Origin of the sequence: Occallatibacter sp., from assembly GCF_049582745.1 — a bacterium.
Taxonomy (GTDB): domain Bacteria; phylum Acidobacteriota; class Terriglobia; order Terriglobales; family Acidobacteriaceae; genus Telmatobacter.
Genome location: NZ_JBAUUO010000101.1, coordinates 1 through 14,029, shown reverse-complemented (window position 1 = coordinate 14,029; position 14,029 = coordinate 1). Strand labels below are relative to the sequence as shown.

General features: G+C 59.0%; 11 protein-coding genes. 3 read left to right on the top strand and 8 right to left on the bottom strand.

Annotated elements, in window-relative coordinates:
* Positions 1-86: 86 nt before the first annotated feature.
* From WCA10_RS14975 to WCA10_RS14965, 3 genes are all read left to right on the top strand, one after another.
* Positions 87-1,448, top strand: coding sequence for an aminopeptidase P N-terminal domain-containing protein (locus WCA10_RS14975; RefSeq protein ID WP_472823338.1), 1,362 nt, complete (start codon positions 87-89; stop codon positions 1,446-1,448).
* Between the two features lie 359 nt (positions 1,449-1,807).
* Positions 1,808-2,182: a hypothetical protein gene (locus tag WCA10_RS14970; RefSeq protein ID WP_472823337.1), complete on the top strand. Its 375-nt coding sequence runs from the start codon at positions 1,808-1,810 to the stop codon at positions 2,180-2,182.
* Positions 2,176-2,565: a hypothetical protein gene (locus WCA10_RS14965; RefSeq protein WP_472823336.1), complete on the top strand. Its 390-nt coding sequence runs from the start codon at positions 2,176-2,178 to the stop codon at positions 2,563-2,565. The genes WCA10_RS14970 and WCA10_RS14965 overlap by 7 nt, the downstream gene beginning before the upstream one ends.
* Before the next feature lie 95 nt (positions 2,566-2,660).
* Here the strand turns inward: WCA10_RS14965 and WCA10_RS14960 are convergent, their stop codons facing one another.
* From WCA10_RS14960 to WCA10_RS14925, 8 genes are all read right to left on the bottom strand, one after another.
* Positions 2,661-3,560 (bottom strand): outer membrane beta-barrel protein, encoded by a 900-nt coding sequence (locus WCA10_RS14960; RefSeq protein WP_472823335.1) that lies wholly within the window; start codon positions 3,558-3,560, stop codon positions 2,661-2,663.
* Between the two features lie 203 nt (positions 3,561-3,763).
* Positions 3,764-6,775 carry an Rne/Rng family ribonuclease gene (locus WCA10_RS14955; RefSeq protein WP_472823334.1) on the bottom strand — a complete coding sequence of 1,004 codons (3,012 nt, stop codon included), beginning with the start codon at positions 6,773-6,775 and terminating at the stop codon, positions 3,764-3,766.
* Complete coding sequence (locus tag WCA10_RS14950) at positions 6,738-7,280, bottom strand: hypothetical protein (RefSeq protein ID WP_472823333.1); 543 nt, start codon at positions 7,278-7,280, stop codon at positions 6,738-6,740. Before WCA10_RS14950 ends, WCA10_RS14955 begins: the two co-directional genes overlap by 38 nt.
* Before the next feature lie 263 nt (positions 7,281-7,543).
* Positions 7,544-8,647, bottom strand: coding sequence for a rod shape-determining protein RodA (gene rodA / locus WCA10_RS14945; RefSeq protein ID WP_472823466.1), 1,104 nt, complete (start codon positions 8,645-8,647; stop codon positions 7,544-7,546).
* Between the two features lie 5 nt (positions 8,648-8,652).
* On the bottom strand, positions 8,653-10,743 hold the full coding sequence (gene mrdA, locus WCA10_RS14940; protein ID WP_472823332.1) for a penicillin-binding protein 2: 2,091 nt from the start codon (positions 10,741-10,743) through the stop codon (positions 8,653-8,655).
* Positions 10,744-10,837: 94 nt separating this feature from the next.
* Complete coding sequence (gene mreD, locus WCA10_RS14935) at positions 10,838-11,359, bottom strand: rod shape-determining protein MreD (RefSeq protein ID WP_472823331.1); 522 nt, start codon at positions 11,357-11,359, stop codon at positions 10,838-10,840.
* Between the two features lie 2 nt (positions 11,360-11,361).
* Complete coding sequence (gene mreC, locus WCA10_RS14930; RefSeq protein WP_472823330.1) at positions 11,362-12,576, bottom strand: rod shape-determining protein MreC; 1,215 nt, start codon at positions 12,574-12,576, stop codon at positions 11,362-11,364.
* Positions 12,577-12,762: 186 nt separating this feature from the next.
* Complete coding sequence (locus WCA10_RS14925) at positions 12,763-13,827, bottom strand: rod shape-determining protein (protein ID WP_472802302.1); 1,065 nt, start codon at positions 13,825-13,827, stop codon at positions 12,763-12,765.
* Positions 13,828-14,029 lie beyond the last annotated feature (202 nt).

Here is a 14,029-nt window from a genome sequence, read left to right as displayed (position 1 = left end):
CAACATCATTTCCGCTGCATTCAGATCGAGCTCCTCTTTCCTTTTCCGCTTTGCGCCCTGCGATCGGCACGAGTAAGAATAGCGAAATGAAGATTGTCCGGCTCGTTGCCCCTGTGTTCTTTCTGCTCGCCTTCACATTCCCCGTATCCCAGGCCCTGGATAAGCAGCCCGCCAGCGACTACCACGCGCGCCGCATTGCGCTCGGCAACGCATTGCACGGCGGCGTCGCCATCCTTTTCGCTGCGGAAGAGCCTGTGCTCGACTTCGATCCGTACCGCCAAGATTCGGACTTCTACTACCTGACTGGCTGGAACGAGCCGGGCGCAGCGGTGATGATCGTTGGCCCGGGGGACGAGTCCCAGCGGCCCGGTCAGCCGACGCGTCACCGCGAGTACAAGGAGATCCTCTTCCTCCCCACACGCAATCTGCGCATGGAACAATACACCGGCGCCAAGATGGATGCGGCAACGCCCGCCGTGACCAAGGCCACCGGCGTCGACAACGTTGAGCCCATGACGAATCTCGCCGCAGACCTGAACAAGCTCGTCACCGAAGATCGCAGAGTTGCCGCCAACCTCTGGACGCAGCTCGGCATCAAGGCCGCCGAATCCCTGCTCGGTTTCACCGCCGCAACCCTCGGCTCCTCCATGCCCGCATCCCACGATGTCACCACACTCACCATGCCCTTGCGCGAGGTGAAGGATGCCGGCGAAATTGACCTGCTGAAGAAAGCGTCAACGGCCTCGATTGCAGCGCAGCGAGAAATGATGCGGGCCGTCAAGCCCGGCGTGACCGAACGGACGATCGCCGGCAAAATGACCGCTGTCTGGTACGAACAAGGCTGCGAACGCCCATCCTACGCGCCCATCGTCGGCACAGGGATTAATTCGACCACCCTACACTATTCCGCTAACTCCGCCACCATCGAAGACGGCGATGTCGTGGTCGTCGATGCGGCATGTGAATACTCCATGTATGCCTCCGACATCACCCGCACCGTTCCCGCCAACGGCCACTTCACTGCACGCCAGCGCGAAATCTACAACGTCGTGCTCGGCGCGCAGAAAGCTGCCATTGACGCCTTCGTCGCCGGCAAATCGAAGATCAACGATTTCTACCATCGCGATCCCGACTCGCTCGACGTGGCTGCATACAACTACATCAACACCCACGGCAAAGACCTGCACGGTCAGCCCCTCGGCAAATACTGGCTGCATGGTCTCGGTCACATGGTGGGCATCGATGTGCACGATCCCGCGCAATACCCCGCAGTCCTCAAGCCCGGAATGGTCTTCACCATCGAACCCGGCGTGTATATCCCCGAAGAAAAAATTGGTGTCCGCATCGAATGCGATTTCCTGGTGCTGCCCGATGGCAAACTCCTCGACCTCGACGCCGACCTGCCCCACACCGCCGAAGAAGTTGAAGCCGCAATGCGTAACAAGTGAATGGCGATGAAGAAGAGAGACAAGATCCGAGCTCGGGAATTGGAGACAATGGAGCAGGAATTTCGGGAGTTATTGATCCCATGCCTACAGGCATGCGCACAGGGTCGGTGGGGATTATTTGGCGCTTATGATGCTTTCCCGGGGTTCGAGAATTGGTCGCCTGGGGGAAAGCGCCTCCGTGAACTCGCGAAATCAATCCGAGCCATTCGAAGCGAATCTGGCGAGCGAAGTGAGTTGTGTGAAGAATTTTTGACTCTCTGCACTTTCCATAAACCAAACGATCCCGGCGAACCCAAGCTTGCGAAGGCTTTCCTTGAACGCATTGAAAACCGCAACAGGGAAACTGAAGAGTAGCAAACATGGACCCCGATAACGCACCCGAATCCGATCAACTCGACGCATTGAGCCAGGTCTTCTCTGATCAGCTTCAAGCGTGTCTCGAAGAATGCGCGCATGGCCGTCGCGGCCTCTTCTCTGACGTCGCGCTCGTTGAAGACGAGGCGAGCGATCGCGCCTGGGCTGAAGCATCTCGCCTGCGCGAACTCGCCCTCGCGCTCCAGAACCTCTTCGCCCAGCAAGAGAAGCGCAACCCGCTCTGCGATGAGTTTCTCGACCTGTGCTCGATGCACGGCGAGAGCCATCCCGGCGAGCCGCGTCTGGCACGCCTGTTTCTTGCCCGCATTGAGCGCGGCCAAGTCGGCACTCCGACCGAGGAGCCGTGGAAGCCATGGTAGTGCTTCACGCATTTCTCGCTCTGATCAGCGGATTCGCGACCATGGCCGTGCTCGTCGCCGTCATCACCGTCCTGCTTCAAAAGCTCACGCCCAGCTGGGTCGGCGACAAAAACAAACCAAAGCCCGGCTACATCTTCGTCAACCTCGGTTATTCATTTCTTGCCGCGGCGGCGGGCGGCTACGTCACCGCATGGGTGGCACAGCACAATCCGCTCTTTCACGTTCTCGCCCTGGCCATCACGGTCCTGCTGCTTGCTGGGCTCAGCGCTCTGCAACAGCGAGGTCAGCAGCCCGTCTGGTACATGCTCACACTGGTAGCGCTCACGCCGCTGGGCGTGTTGGCGGGCGGCGTGGTTCGATTACGTGTCCTTGGCATTCTCTGATTCTTTGGCCAGACCCAATCAACGCGAAAGGCCGCCCTGTCTCCGATCTTTCGACAGGGCGGCCATGTTTCTGTCCACGCGTTTGAGAGACTGTGCTAGAAGCGCACCCCGACCGTGACCGGAATGATCTTCGTATCCGGGCCCACCGTGGTGGTTCCCAGACCGTTCGGCTCCGTCGTAACGGCAGGCGATAGCACATCGAGGTAGCGTGCCTCGGCAAAGACCTTCATCCTGCCGTCGCCGTTCCAGCCAGCGAATCGGTGCTGGATACCGCCGCCAATGCTCCATCCGCCCTGGTTGCTGGAGAAGTGTCCCACCACGACGTTCTGGGTCGCGATGCCGCAATAGAAGTAGTAGCAGAACTGCTGCTGTTGCGGGTCGGTAAAGCTTGTGACCTTGCGATAGAAGCCGTAACCTCCCGTCGCGTAAAAATCCAGCGAACGTTTTGGCATGAAATCGTAGACCGGGTCCAGCGAGAGCGACCAGATGTGATCGTGGCCGCCAGTCGCGCCAGCCTCGGCAATCACAGCGCCCGGCACCTTACTGTCGATGAACTGGTACTCCAGCATCACGCTGAGGTTCTGGTTGAAGCGATACCCGGCGCCCACAGTGATGTTGCCTCCCCAGGTGATGTAGGGCGACGAGTCGGTCGTCGGCGCATTCAATCCGCCGCCAACCTCGTACGTCAAGTGGCTCCTGATTCCGCTGGCACCTCCTCCTCCGCCACCCCTGTTGTCATACTGCCCGCCACCGGAGCCCTTCGGCGCCGGAGCGGCCGGCAAGGCGGCTAAGCCTGGCATTCCGTCATTTGGGGCACCGGCATCGTCGGCAAGCTGGAGCGTATTCGAACTGGATTCCGACGAAAGAAGGGCCGTCGAGCTTGAAGAATCGGGAGCGGTGGAGATTTGGGCGCTCGCAGAGCCGAGTGAGAAAGCGAGCGCTGCACACAGCAGGGTCGTGTGCTTCAAAAAGGTCAGGCAGCGAACGGAATTCATCTCTGTACCTCGCAAAAGATTGGTTGTTCTGTATTTGGGGGAGAGCCAACATTCCCTGTAAGCACTTAGACTCCTTTTGGAAATCAAAGTTGCTTCCAACGTGCAGATAACGAAAGGCCGGAGTCTCCTCCGGCCTCCGCATCCTGACTTCGCGTCCCTGTACCTGGTCGCGAATCTCTGACCCCTGATCCCTGAACCCTCTTTTACCCCTGAATGTCGAACTGCTCAGGGTGCAGCGTCGGATCGCTCTTGATCAGGATATTCTTTCCAACGAGTTCTTCGAACTCGTTGATCCAGCTTCCGTTATTGGCCTTCAGCACCTTGACCGTCTCCGGGTTTACCCGCAGCATCACGTCTGAAGCCTCAAAGTGCCGCTTCATCTTGCGCAATTCGATGTAAATCTCGTTGCACACTGTGGCCGGGCTCTTCACCATGCCGGTCGCCTGGCAGGTCGGGCAGGGAACTGAAAGCGTACGCTCCAGCGACTGCTTTACGCGTTTACGTGTAATCGCCACCAGCCCGAAATCGTTGAACTGCAAAACCTTGGTCGGGGCGCGGTCGCTCTTGAGTGCTTCTTCAAGCGCGGCCAGTACCTTGAACCGGTTCTTGCGCTCGTCCATGTCGATGAAGTCGATGACGATAATTCCGCCCAGGTCGCGCAGACGAATCTGGCGAACGATCTCCGGCACAGCATCGAGGTTCGTCTTGACGATCGTGTCTTCAAGCCGCGCCGATTTGCCGACGTACTTTCCAGTGTTGATGTCGATGGCCACCAGCGCTTCTGTCTGGTTGATCACGATCGATCCGCCCGACTTCAGCCACACCTTGGAACGCAGAGCCTTCGAGATTTCGTCTTGAATGCCGAAGTGCTCGAACAGCGGTGTGTCCTTGGTGTAGAGCTTCACGCGCCGCACCAGCGATGGCGAGAAGCGATTCAGGAATTTCACAATCCGCTCGTAGTCGGCTTCCGAATCAACCCAGATCGACGAGAAGTTCGAGCTTACCTGGTCGCGCAGAATACGCTCGATCAGCGATAGATCGTGGTAGATCAGCGCCGGCGACTTGAACCTTTCGGAAGTCTGCTTTATGTCGTTCCACAGGTTCATCAGGAAACGAAGATCGGCGCGCAACTCCTCTTCCGATGCTCCCTCAGCCGCGGTGCGGACGATGAATCCACCGGAAGCATCTCCGCGCTCGTGCGTGAGAATCCGCTTCAACCGCTGGCGTTCTTCGTCCGACGCGATCTTGCGGCTCACGCCCACATGTGTCACCGTCGGCATGAAAACAAGGAACCGGCCCGGCAGCGCGATATGGCTGGTGATGCGAGCGCCCTTCTTGGCAATCGGCTCCTTCGCAATCTGCACCAGGATCTCCTGCCCCGGCTTCAACAAATCGGAAATGATCGGCAGGTCCGAGGTTTGCGCCGAGCGCCGCGATGGCCCGCGCCCTCCCGGACGGTGTCCGCCCCGATCAACGCGATCTCCACGTCCACGTCGTCCGCCGCGCCCGGCATGATCGCGCCGTTGCGGAGCCTGGCCGTCGCCCGCCGGTTGGGTTCCTGTGCCCGTTGCCTCTTCTTCTTCGTCCTCTTCTTCGCCTTCAAGGGTCTCTTCGCCCTCGTCTTCGTTCTTGTTTGCAAACTTCATCTGGATCTTGTGGTCGAGGTGAGCCTCCTGCAGCATTTCGCCCAGTTCGCCCGAACGAATCTGCGTATGCAGCTTCTCCTCTTCCTCGTAATCGTCCAGATCGTGCTCGTCCGTCTTGTGATGATGATGGGGCGTGTCGTACTCCTCCCCCTCGATCACCTCTTCTTCAACCAGGCCGGTGCCGGGCGAGAAAGACGACGCGACCGGAACGGATGCCGGCTTGGTCTCTGCCTGTGCTGGAGCAGCCGGCGCATCATCGGACTTCTTCTTCTTGCCCCCAAGCCCGAACAGCCGGAATTCCACCGGCGGCAACGGATCGACGTTATGCGAAGCGCTGCGATCTCCCTCAAACTCGGTGCTCTCGTTCTCCGTGCCTACCGCCTCGCTGGGCGCGGCTTCCGAAACGGGCTCACCGGGAACCGCGTGAGGCTCGCTCGAGGAAGCCTCAAAACTCTCCTCCTCCATCTCGTCTTCGTACGAAATCGGGCCAGGCTCGGGATGCGCATCCGAAAAGGCCGTCTCATCGTGATTCCGCGCCGTCGCGGAAGTCATCTCCTCGACAAGGTCTTCCTCTTCAATATCGTCAGCCGAGCCATAATCGATTTCCGGCGTCAGGGCACTGGATGACTGCTCTTCTGCAACTGAATTTTCAGGCTGCCGATTCCGGTGCCGTGAGAGAGATTCACCCGGAAGCAAGCCGCTGCCATCCCACACAATCGGCGCCTCAATCAGCGTGGCCGGCTTGTAGGAAGATGCGGGTCGAATAGGCGCTGCTGTCTCAGTCACCGGCTTTTCAGCCGACTCAGCGCCAGCGCTGCCATACTTCTTCAACGATTCGCCCGGCAGTACAAACGGTTCCGGAGCCCGCTCAGGCCTCTCCGAGCGCTCAGGCCGTTCAGTCCGCGCATTTCGTTGAGAAGATGCTGAAGCGTGGATCTCATTCGTGGCGTCCGGTACGAGTTCGCCGGTCTCGTTCACGTGGGTCTCAGTGAACTCCTGGCTCTCGGCTGGAGTCGCCGAAACATTGCTGCCGCCGCGGCCTCCACGCCGCCGCCGGCGTCCACGCCAGCGTTTCGCACCGGCTTCGTCAGATCCCTGCGCACCTTCAGACGGCTCTGTCGTTTCACCAGGTGTTGCAAACGCTGCATCGCCGGATTCCGACGTAATTTCAATCGTGGGGCGGCTTTCGCGATCCGGCTTCTGTTCCGGTCGCCCGGTGCGTTGCCCGCGATCCTGCTGGCCGCGATCTTGCCCGTTGCCGGTGTGGCGGACTTCTCGGGGCGCCTGGTTGCCGCCAATTACCGCGGCTTTTTCAAGCTCGTCCGTCTCTTCCTGGTCTTCCAACTCCATGAAGTCGGTGACGTACAGGAAGGCGTCGCGCTCGAGCCCGACGTCGACGAATGCCGATTGCATCCCAGGGAGAACGCGCGTAACGCGTCCGTTATAAATCGAACCCGCCAGCGTGTACTCGTTTTCGCGTTCGTAATAGATTTCCGCGAGCTGATCGTCTTCTAGAATTGCAAGCCGCGTCTCATGCGGCGTGCTGGAAATACAAATCTCTTTTGCCATCGTGCCTTTCCGCCCAGCAGACTAGGCCTGCGGGGGCTTGCGGCAAGGTGGGGTGGAGACGGGCGCGGACGGGGATGTCGGGAATGTGCAGAGGGGATGACATGTGCGTGGCCTGCGGCACCGGAAGCCTGCGGTCGCCTGCCCCTTCGCGGGGTGGCGAACCTGACAGACTTCCAAGTCCGGCAAAGGTTTCGAAACAGGTATCCGAAGGCAGAGAGTTTGTGGCCACCCATCCCGGGGCCCCCGGCGACAGGTCTTCGTCGCTGGGGTGGTGATCGGTTGATTCCCGCGACGATACGTCGCCAGAAAACAACCATGCCCATGCCAACCAGACGATCGACATGAGCGGGGCCGTTATCGCGCTGGCGAGTGCGCTGCCGGTCCGCGTTTCAGGAATCGAAATCCCCGTGCGTCCCCCGCAGCCTCCGAACCAGCGGAACCAGACAGCCGCGCGATCATTCTCAATCGCTGGAGTTGTCCGATTTGCCCGTCTCTGCGTGCTCATTTAAACCCAATCCTGTCCGGCGCTCGGTCCACCAGGACCTTGACCGGATTTTGCTTCCTCTTCAACGCTGTGCGCCGAGCCTTGCTATCAAATCCACCGAATCTCCTTAACGCGGCTTCATCCAATAGCGGCCATCGGGCCAGCATCTCTGACGATGCAGTATGTACTTACAAACTTTGCTCTTGTGGTCCGAAAATCCCGGCGATCCCCAAGAGGGTGTTGCCGTGCAATCTTGCTCCCGGTCTCTCTCGACCGGCTCACGTTTAGTTTACGAACCGGCGCATGCGTATGTTCATCACCACACCCAGCGCCAGGAAGGTAAACAACACCGAGGATCCGCCGTAACTCATTAACGGTAAAGGGATTCCGGTGACTGGCATAAAGCCAATGACCATGCCTACGTTGACCGCGATCTGGAAGGTCAACACAGCCACGATGCCCATGATAATCAGCGAGCCAGGCAGGTCGGCGGCTGTTTGAGCGTTTTGAATCAAACGCATCAATATGAGGAAGTATAGCAGCAGCACGAAAACCGCGCCCACAAACCCATGCTCCTCGCTGAAGGCCGCAAAGATGAAATCCGCATGGGGAATGGGAATAAAGGCCCCTTGCGTCTGCGTTCCCTTTTCGGCGCCTTTGCCCCAGATTCCGCCAGCGCCTACGGCAATTTTTGCCTGCAGAACCTGGTAGCCAGCTCCCTTGGGATCATTGTCGGGATTGATAAACCCAGTGAGCCGCGCCTTCTGATAGGGCTTTAGCAACTTACCGCTGCTCCAGCCGCCGACCACCAGCACCGTCGCCGCAACCATGAGTATCAACGCCTGCTTAAGATCGATTCCGCCCAGGAACATCCCGATCATCAGGACCGGTATGTAGGTGAGGGAGGTGCCAAGGTCCGGCTGCTTCAGGATCAGCAGCATCGGTATCCCCACCAGCGCAAAGGCCTTGAAGATTTCCTTCCAGGTCAGGTTGCGTCCACCCAGGTTCGCAAAGTAGCGCGCCACCGCCAGAATCATCACCAGCTTCATCCACTCCGAAGGCTGAAACAGGATGGGCCCCACCTTGATCCAGCGCCGCGCTCCCAGCGCTTTGTGGCCGATTCCCGGCACCAGCACCGCCATAAGACCCAGGAGGAAGAATCCATAAAACCAGGGAACCCAATCGATGAGCTTGTGGTAATCGATCAGCGAAAACAGGAACATCGCCACCACACCGCCGAGGATCCAGTAAATCTGCTTGGTATGAAAGCCGACGTACTTCGTGTGCAGGGTAGCCGAGTAAATCTCCAGCACTGAAATCGTGCAGAGCAAAGCCACGATCCCGAGCAGCGTCCAGTCGAAATCGCGAAAGCTCATGATGCGGCGCATCGGGCTCATTGCGATTTCACCGGCTCAGCTTTCGGTGGCAGCGCAGGCGCAGCCAATCTGGCCGATTCCGGGCCGACCGATCTAGCGTTCTGGGCACTTGCAATCTGAGGCTTTCGCTGAGGTTGAGGACCAATTCCATTCGGCCCAACGAAGAACTTGCCCGCATGCAGCTTTGCCGTCGTCTCACCTTTACCATTCTGCGAAGGGTTCGGCGTCGTCCAAACCGCACCCACCTCCACTGGCGGAGCCGCAGTCTTGGTCGTCAGGAGGTTATGAGCCAGACGGCGCTGTTTTTCGACGTAGGCCGAGACAACTCTGGCGCCGATGCGGGCGGCAAACCAGCTCTTGTTGCCGTTTTGCCAGAGCACCGCAACGACCAGCTCAGGATTGCGGCGCGGCGTGATGCCGACAAACCACACGTTGGGATTGGTGGATTTGCCCTTGCTCGTTTTCTCGAGAGCCTCGTGGCTCATGACCTGGGCGGTTCCGGTCTTGCCGCCAAAGTCGATGCCTTCCAGGTGTTCCCCGCCGGCAGTATGGTACAAGCCGGGCTGCGTTACCTCGGCCATGCCGTCCGTGATCGTCACCCAGTTTTCAGGATCAATCGGAATATCAACATCGCCCGACCCCGGCAGGGTTTCCAGCAGATCCCTCCGAAACTCTGCAGGCAGCTGATCCGGCTCTACGACGCGCGGCCGCACCAGGTGTCCTCCCGACGCAATCCCGCCGATAATGCGCGCCAGTTGCAGCGGAGTCACCTCCACCGCGCCCTGCCCGATTGATACATCGAGCGTTTCATCTGGATACCACCTGCGGTGGTAGTCCTTCATCAGCCAGTGAGGACTCGGCATAAGGCCCTCTTGCTCACTAGGCAGATCGATCCCGGTCTTCTGGCCGAAGCCGAATTCCGTCGCATACTTCGCAATGCGCTCGATGCCCAGCTTGTCGCCGAGCTGGTAGTAATACGTGTCGCAGGAGTAGGGAATTGCATTGTGAATATCCACCGCGCCGTGCTTTTCATCGCAGTGATGATAGAACCCGTATGGTCCCCATCCACCCGTGCAGTTCACCTTCAGGTTCTGCGCGATGCCCTCCTGCAATCCAGCCACCGACATCAGGATCTTGAACGTCGAACCCGGAGCCAGCTGTGCCTGGATGGACTTGTTCATCAGCGGATGGTCGGGATCGGTGATCAGCTTGTTCCACTCTGCCCGATCGATCTTCACGGCAAACGCATTGGGATCGAAGCTCGGCCGCGACACCATCGCCAGAATGTCGCCGTTGCGCGGATCCATCGCCACAATCGCCCCGTTGCGGTCGCCCAGCGTCAGTTCTGCCGCCTTCTGCAGATCGTTGTCGATGGTCAGCTTTAGATCCTGTCCCGGAATCGCGTGCTGGATTCCCAGGAAGCCCACCTCGCGCCCGTGGCTGTCCACAATCACGTCGCGCGATCCGTTTTGCCCACGCAGCAGTTGGTCGTATTCCTCTTCCACGCCGGCTTTTCCCACTACATCGCCGGGCTCATAGGCGGCATAGCGTGTCTGGTTCAGGTCCTCTTCGCTTACCTCGCCGACATAGCCGATCAGGTGTGCCGCAAACCCATCGCGCGGATACAGCCGCCGCTCGCCTTCGATCGTCTCCAACTCCGGCAATTCGTTGCGGTGCGCTTCGATAAAAGCTTGCTCATCCGCGGAAACATCTTCCTTAATGGGAATCGGCTGGTATCCGGGTACCAGGCGGTATCTGTGCAAGGTCGTTCGAAGCTGATCGAGATCCAGATGCAACCCCCGCGCAATTAAAGGAAGGTCGGCTTCGACGTTGCGGTTCTGCTCGCGGACCAGAAAGCATGAGACGGAAGGATAGTTGTCGACGATCAAGCGGTTCTCGCGATCAAAGAGCTTGCCTCGCGGAGCCAGGATCGGCACCTTACGGATGCGGTTCTGTTCCGCCAGCATCTTGAAGTTTTGCGCGCCCAGGATCTGCAGCCGCCACAATCCGGCCGTGAGGGCCAGGATCAGCGCAAGAACACCGTATTGCACCACCGCAAGCTTGAGGGTGGGGACTTTCTCGCCGCGTGTGACCTTGTCAAAATTCATGTGAAGCTGCTTCTAGGATACCTCTATCCTGCATTCTGCTCTTGCGGCATTGCGGCTTGCGCCAACCGCTTTTACCTTCCATGAACCAACGTACTCAATCGCGAATCTTCGTCTGGTCCAACAGCGGAAACAGCACCAATGCAATCAGCGAATTGCCCACGGCCTTGTACAACTCCATCAGCCAGTTGGTATCGATCGTCATGCCCAGCAGAAACCGAACCACAAAAAAATAGGTTGCGCTGCCCACCAGCGACAGCACAAACGTCATGAACAGGCGAATGGCGTGATTCTCGACGTTGACCAGGATGCCCACCGAAGCTGCGAGATAGCCGACCAGCGTCTTCGCAATGCCATTGATGCCGATGGGATGTCCCGTCAAGGCATCTTCAAAGATGCCCATGATTCCGCCCAGAATCGAACCCTGAATCGCATTGCGCCGGCTGAGCGCGAAAAATACCGTCACCACCAGCGGCAGATCGAACCACGCGAACCGTCCCAGAAGCCGCGGCAGCCACGCTTGCAGCACCAGTGCGGCAATGGGCACCAGGGCATAAATCAATACCGGGTAGCGATGGATTTCGAAATCGCGGCGGCTCTCCGCTGAAAGGACAGACATGTCTAGCGATTCTCTCCTTGCGGCGGAGCAGGCGGCGGGTTGCTGTCCGGAGTTTTGGTCGCCGGCTTCTTCCTGGGCGCACTCCCATCGGCGGCCGGTGCGCCGTCCGGTGTCGCAGGCAGATTCGGCGTCACTGCATTTCCGGGGGTGAATCGGTCAGGGTGAATCGCCATCGGCGGCCTGGTTACGGGATTGGGATTCGAAGTATCATTCAGCGGCTGCTGATCCGGCGGCACATTCGGTACGATCAGCCCCGGCAGCTTCTCCGCCATCCCATCCGAAGCCTTCTGCTGCTCCGTCTCAGAGCCCTTCAACGCTTCGCTTGCGGCCATGTCCTGTTGCTGATCCGGCGGGAATCGCGGCTGCGTCGATGTCACTACCAGTACCTCGTCGAGCTGGTCGAGATGCGCCGCCGGTTTCAAGATCACATCGACAAATCCGTCCCGCTCCGGGTCATTCACAATATTCTGGACCACCCCAACCGGCATCCCGCGCGGAAAGATCTCGTCGCCGCCCGCCGTCAACACAACCTCGCCGGGCTTGATGCGTTGATCGCGAACCACGTCTTCCACCTGTGGCTGCCCTGCCGCATTGCCCCGCAGAATGCCGCGAATGCGCGTCGACGCCAGGATCACGCCCGCGCCGCTCGATTGGTCGTTGATGGCCAGCACTTGCGCGGTGTGCGGAAACACATCGCGAATCTTGCCGACAATCCCATCGGGCGTAATGACTGCCATGTCGCGTTCAATGCCGGCATCCTTGCCCTTGTCGATGTAAAACACGCGCGACTGGTCGGTTCCGCTGGTGCCGATGGTCTGCGCTGCGACCGTCTTGTAAATGTATTTCTCTTGGAAATGCAGCAGAGCCTGCAGCCGCTGTCCTTGCTTGGCGTCTTCCAGCAGCGCGGCCTGTTCCAGCCGCAGACGATCGACTGTCTTTTGCAAATCGGCGTTCTGCTGTCGCACATGCCGCAGGTCGATGTAGTTGCTCCAGAGCCAGGAAACGCCGGAGCCCGAAGAGTGCAGAGCCCGTTCCGGCGGCGATACCAGCGCATTGGCCCAGTAGCGAATCAGCCTCACGCTGCTTCCGTCGCCGCGATCACTGCCCACCTGTCCACTGGCGGTGCGGTGCACCTGCATGGCAAGGCCCAGAATCTGGGCCACCAGCAACGCCAGCAGCACCAGCAGATTCCGATACCGAACAACAAATGATTCCATGGAAGTGAGTGCAACAGCGAACGAGTGAAACAGTGGATGAAAGTGAATGAGTGAAACAGTGAAAAAGCGGTGAAAGAGTTACCCGGTGAATCCGTGAATCAGCGATGCTCTTCTATCTCTTTCACTCTGTTCACTTCTTCACTGTTTTTCACTTCTTCACTTCTTCACGGCTCTTTCTTCGCTGCCTCAATCAATCTTGATCTTGCGCAGCAGCCTGAAGTCCGACAGCATTTTGCCCGTCCCCAGCACTACCGAGGCCAGCGGATCGTCCGCGACCGAGACGGGCAGCCCGGTTTCCTCGCGGATGCGCTTGTCGAGATTCTTGATCAGCGCGCCTCCGCCCGTCAGCACGATGCCGCGATCCGAGATATCCGCCGACAACTCCGGCGGCGTCCGCTCCAAGGCCACGCGAATCGCGTTCATGATCACCGCGATACATTCGCCCAGCGACTCGCGAATTTCGCTGTCGTCGATCGAGATGGTCTTGGGCACGCCTTCAATCAGGTTGCGCCCCTTGATCTCCATCGTCAGCGGCTTGTCCAGCGGATACGCCGACCCGATCTCGATCTTGATCTGCTCAGCCGTCCGTTCGCCGATCAGCAGGTTGTACTTCCGCTTCAGGTAGTTGGTAATGGCTTCGTCCATCTGGTTGCCGGCCATCCGCACCGAGCGGGAATACACAATGCCCGAAAGCGAGATGACCGCGATGTCGGTTGTGCCGCCGCCGATATCCACCACCATGTTGCCGCCCGGCTCCGTAATCGGCAGTCCCGCGCCGATGGCCGCCACCATGGCCTGTTCCACCAGGTACACTTCGCTGGCCTTGGCGCGATAGGCCGAGTCCTCGACCGCCCGCTTTTCCACCTGCGTAATCTCAGAGGGCACGCCGATCACGATCCGGGGATGCACCAGCATCTTGCGGTTGTGTGCCTTCTGGATGAAGTAGTTCAGCATCTTCTCGGTGACTTTGAAATCGGCAATGACACCGTCTTTCATCGGCTTGATCGCCACGATGTTGCCGGGGGTGCGCCCCAGCATGTCCTTGGCTTCCTTGCCGACCGCTTCCACCTCACCGGTGTTTTTGTTGATGGCCACAATGGAGGGTTCGTTGACAACAATCCCCTTACCGGCGGCGAAGACCAGGGTGTTGGCGGTCCCAAGATCGATAGCCAGATCGCTCGAAAACATGCTGAAGAGCGAGCGCAAGCCATGGGACCGCGAAGTACGCGAAGGATAACCGTTCTGAGACATGTATGAGTGGAATCTACCTCAATTAAGATTGTACGGCCAACGGGGAACGCAGCGAAAAACACCGTTAGTAATCAAGATAAGGGGGAGCTTTGTAAATAACCCTTTCTAGGTGTGTGTCGGGCATAGATTCGTGACGGAGCCTATAGCGTAGGGAGCCGGTTCTGTTTTATGTTCGAGCCATGGGCCAGAACTTCATACCTGA

Coding starts and splice junctions, on each gene's coding strand:
- WCA10_RS14975 (WP_472823338.1), top strand. CDS start 87: ATGAAGATTGTCCGGCTCGTTGCCCCTGTGTTCTTTCTGCTCGCCTTC.
- WCA10_RS14970 (WP_472823337.1), top strand. CDS start 1,808: ATGGACCCCGATAACGCACCCGAATCCGATCAACTCGACGCATTGAGC.
- WCA10_RS14965 (WP_472823336.1), top strand. CDS start 2,176: ATGGTAGTGCTTCACGCATTTCTCGCTCTGATCAGCGGATTCGCGACC.
- WCA10_RS14960 (WP_472823335.1), bottom strand. CDS start 3,560: ATGAATTCCGTTCGCTGCCTGACCTTTTTGAAGCACACGACCCTGCTG.
- WCA10_RS14955 (WP_472823334.1), bottom strand. CDS start 6,775: ATGGCAAAAGAGATTTGTATTTCCAGCACGCCGCATGAGACGCGGCTT.
- WCA10_RS14950 (WP_472823333.1), bottom strand. CDS start 7,280: ATGAGCACGCAGAGACGGGCAAATCGGACAACTCCAGCGATTGAGAAT.
- rodA (WP_472823466.1), bottom strand. CDS start 8,647: ATGCGCCGCATCATGAGCTTTCGCGATTTCGACTGGACGCTGCTCGGG.
- mrdA (WP_472823332.1), bottom strand. CDS start 10,743: ATGAATTTTGACAAGGTCACACGCGGCGAGAAAGTCCCCACCCTCAAG.
- mreD (WP_472823331.1), bottom strand. CDS start 11,359: ATGTCTGTCCTTTCAGCGGAGAGCCGCCGCGATTTCGAAATCCATCGC.
- mreC (WP_472823330.1), bottom strand. CDS start 12,576: ATGGAATCATTTGTTGTTCGGTATCGGAATCTGCTGGTGCTGCTGGCG.
- WCA10_RS14925 (WP_472802302.1), bottom strand. CDS start 13,827: ATGTCTCAGAACGGTTATCCTTCGCGTACTTCGCGGTCCCATGGCTTG.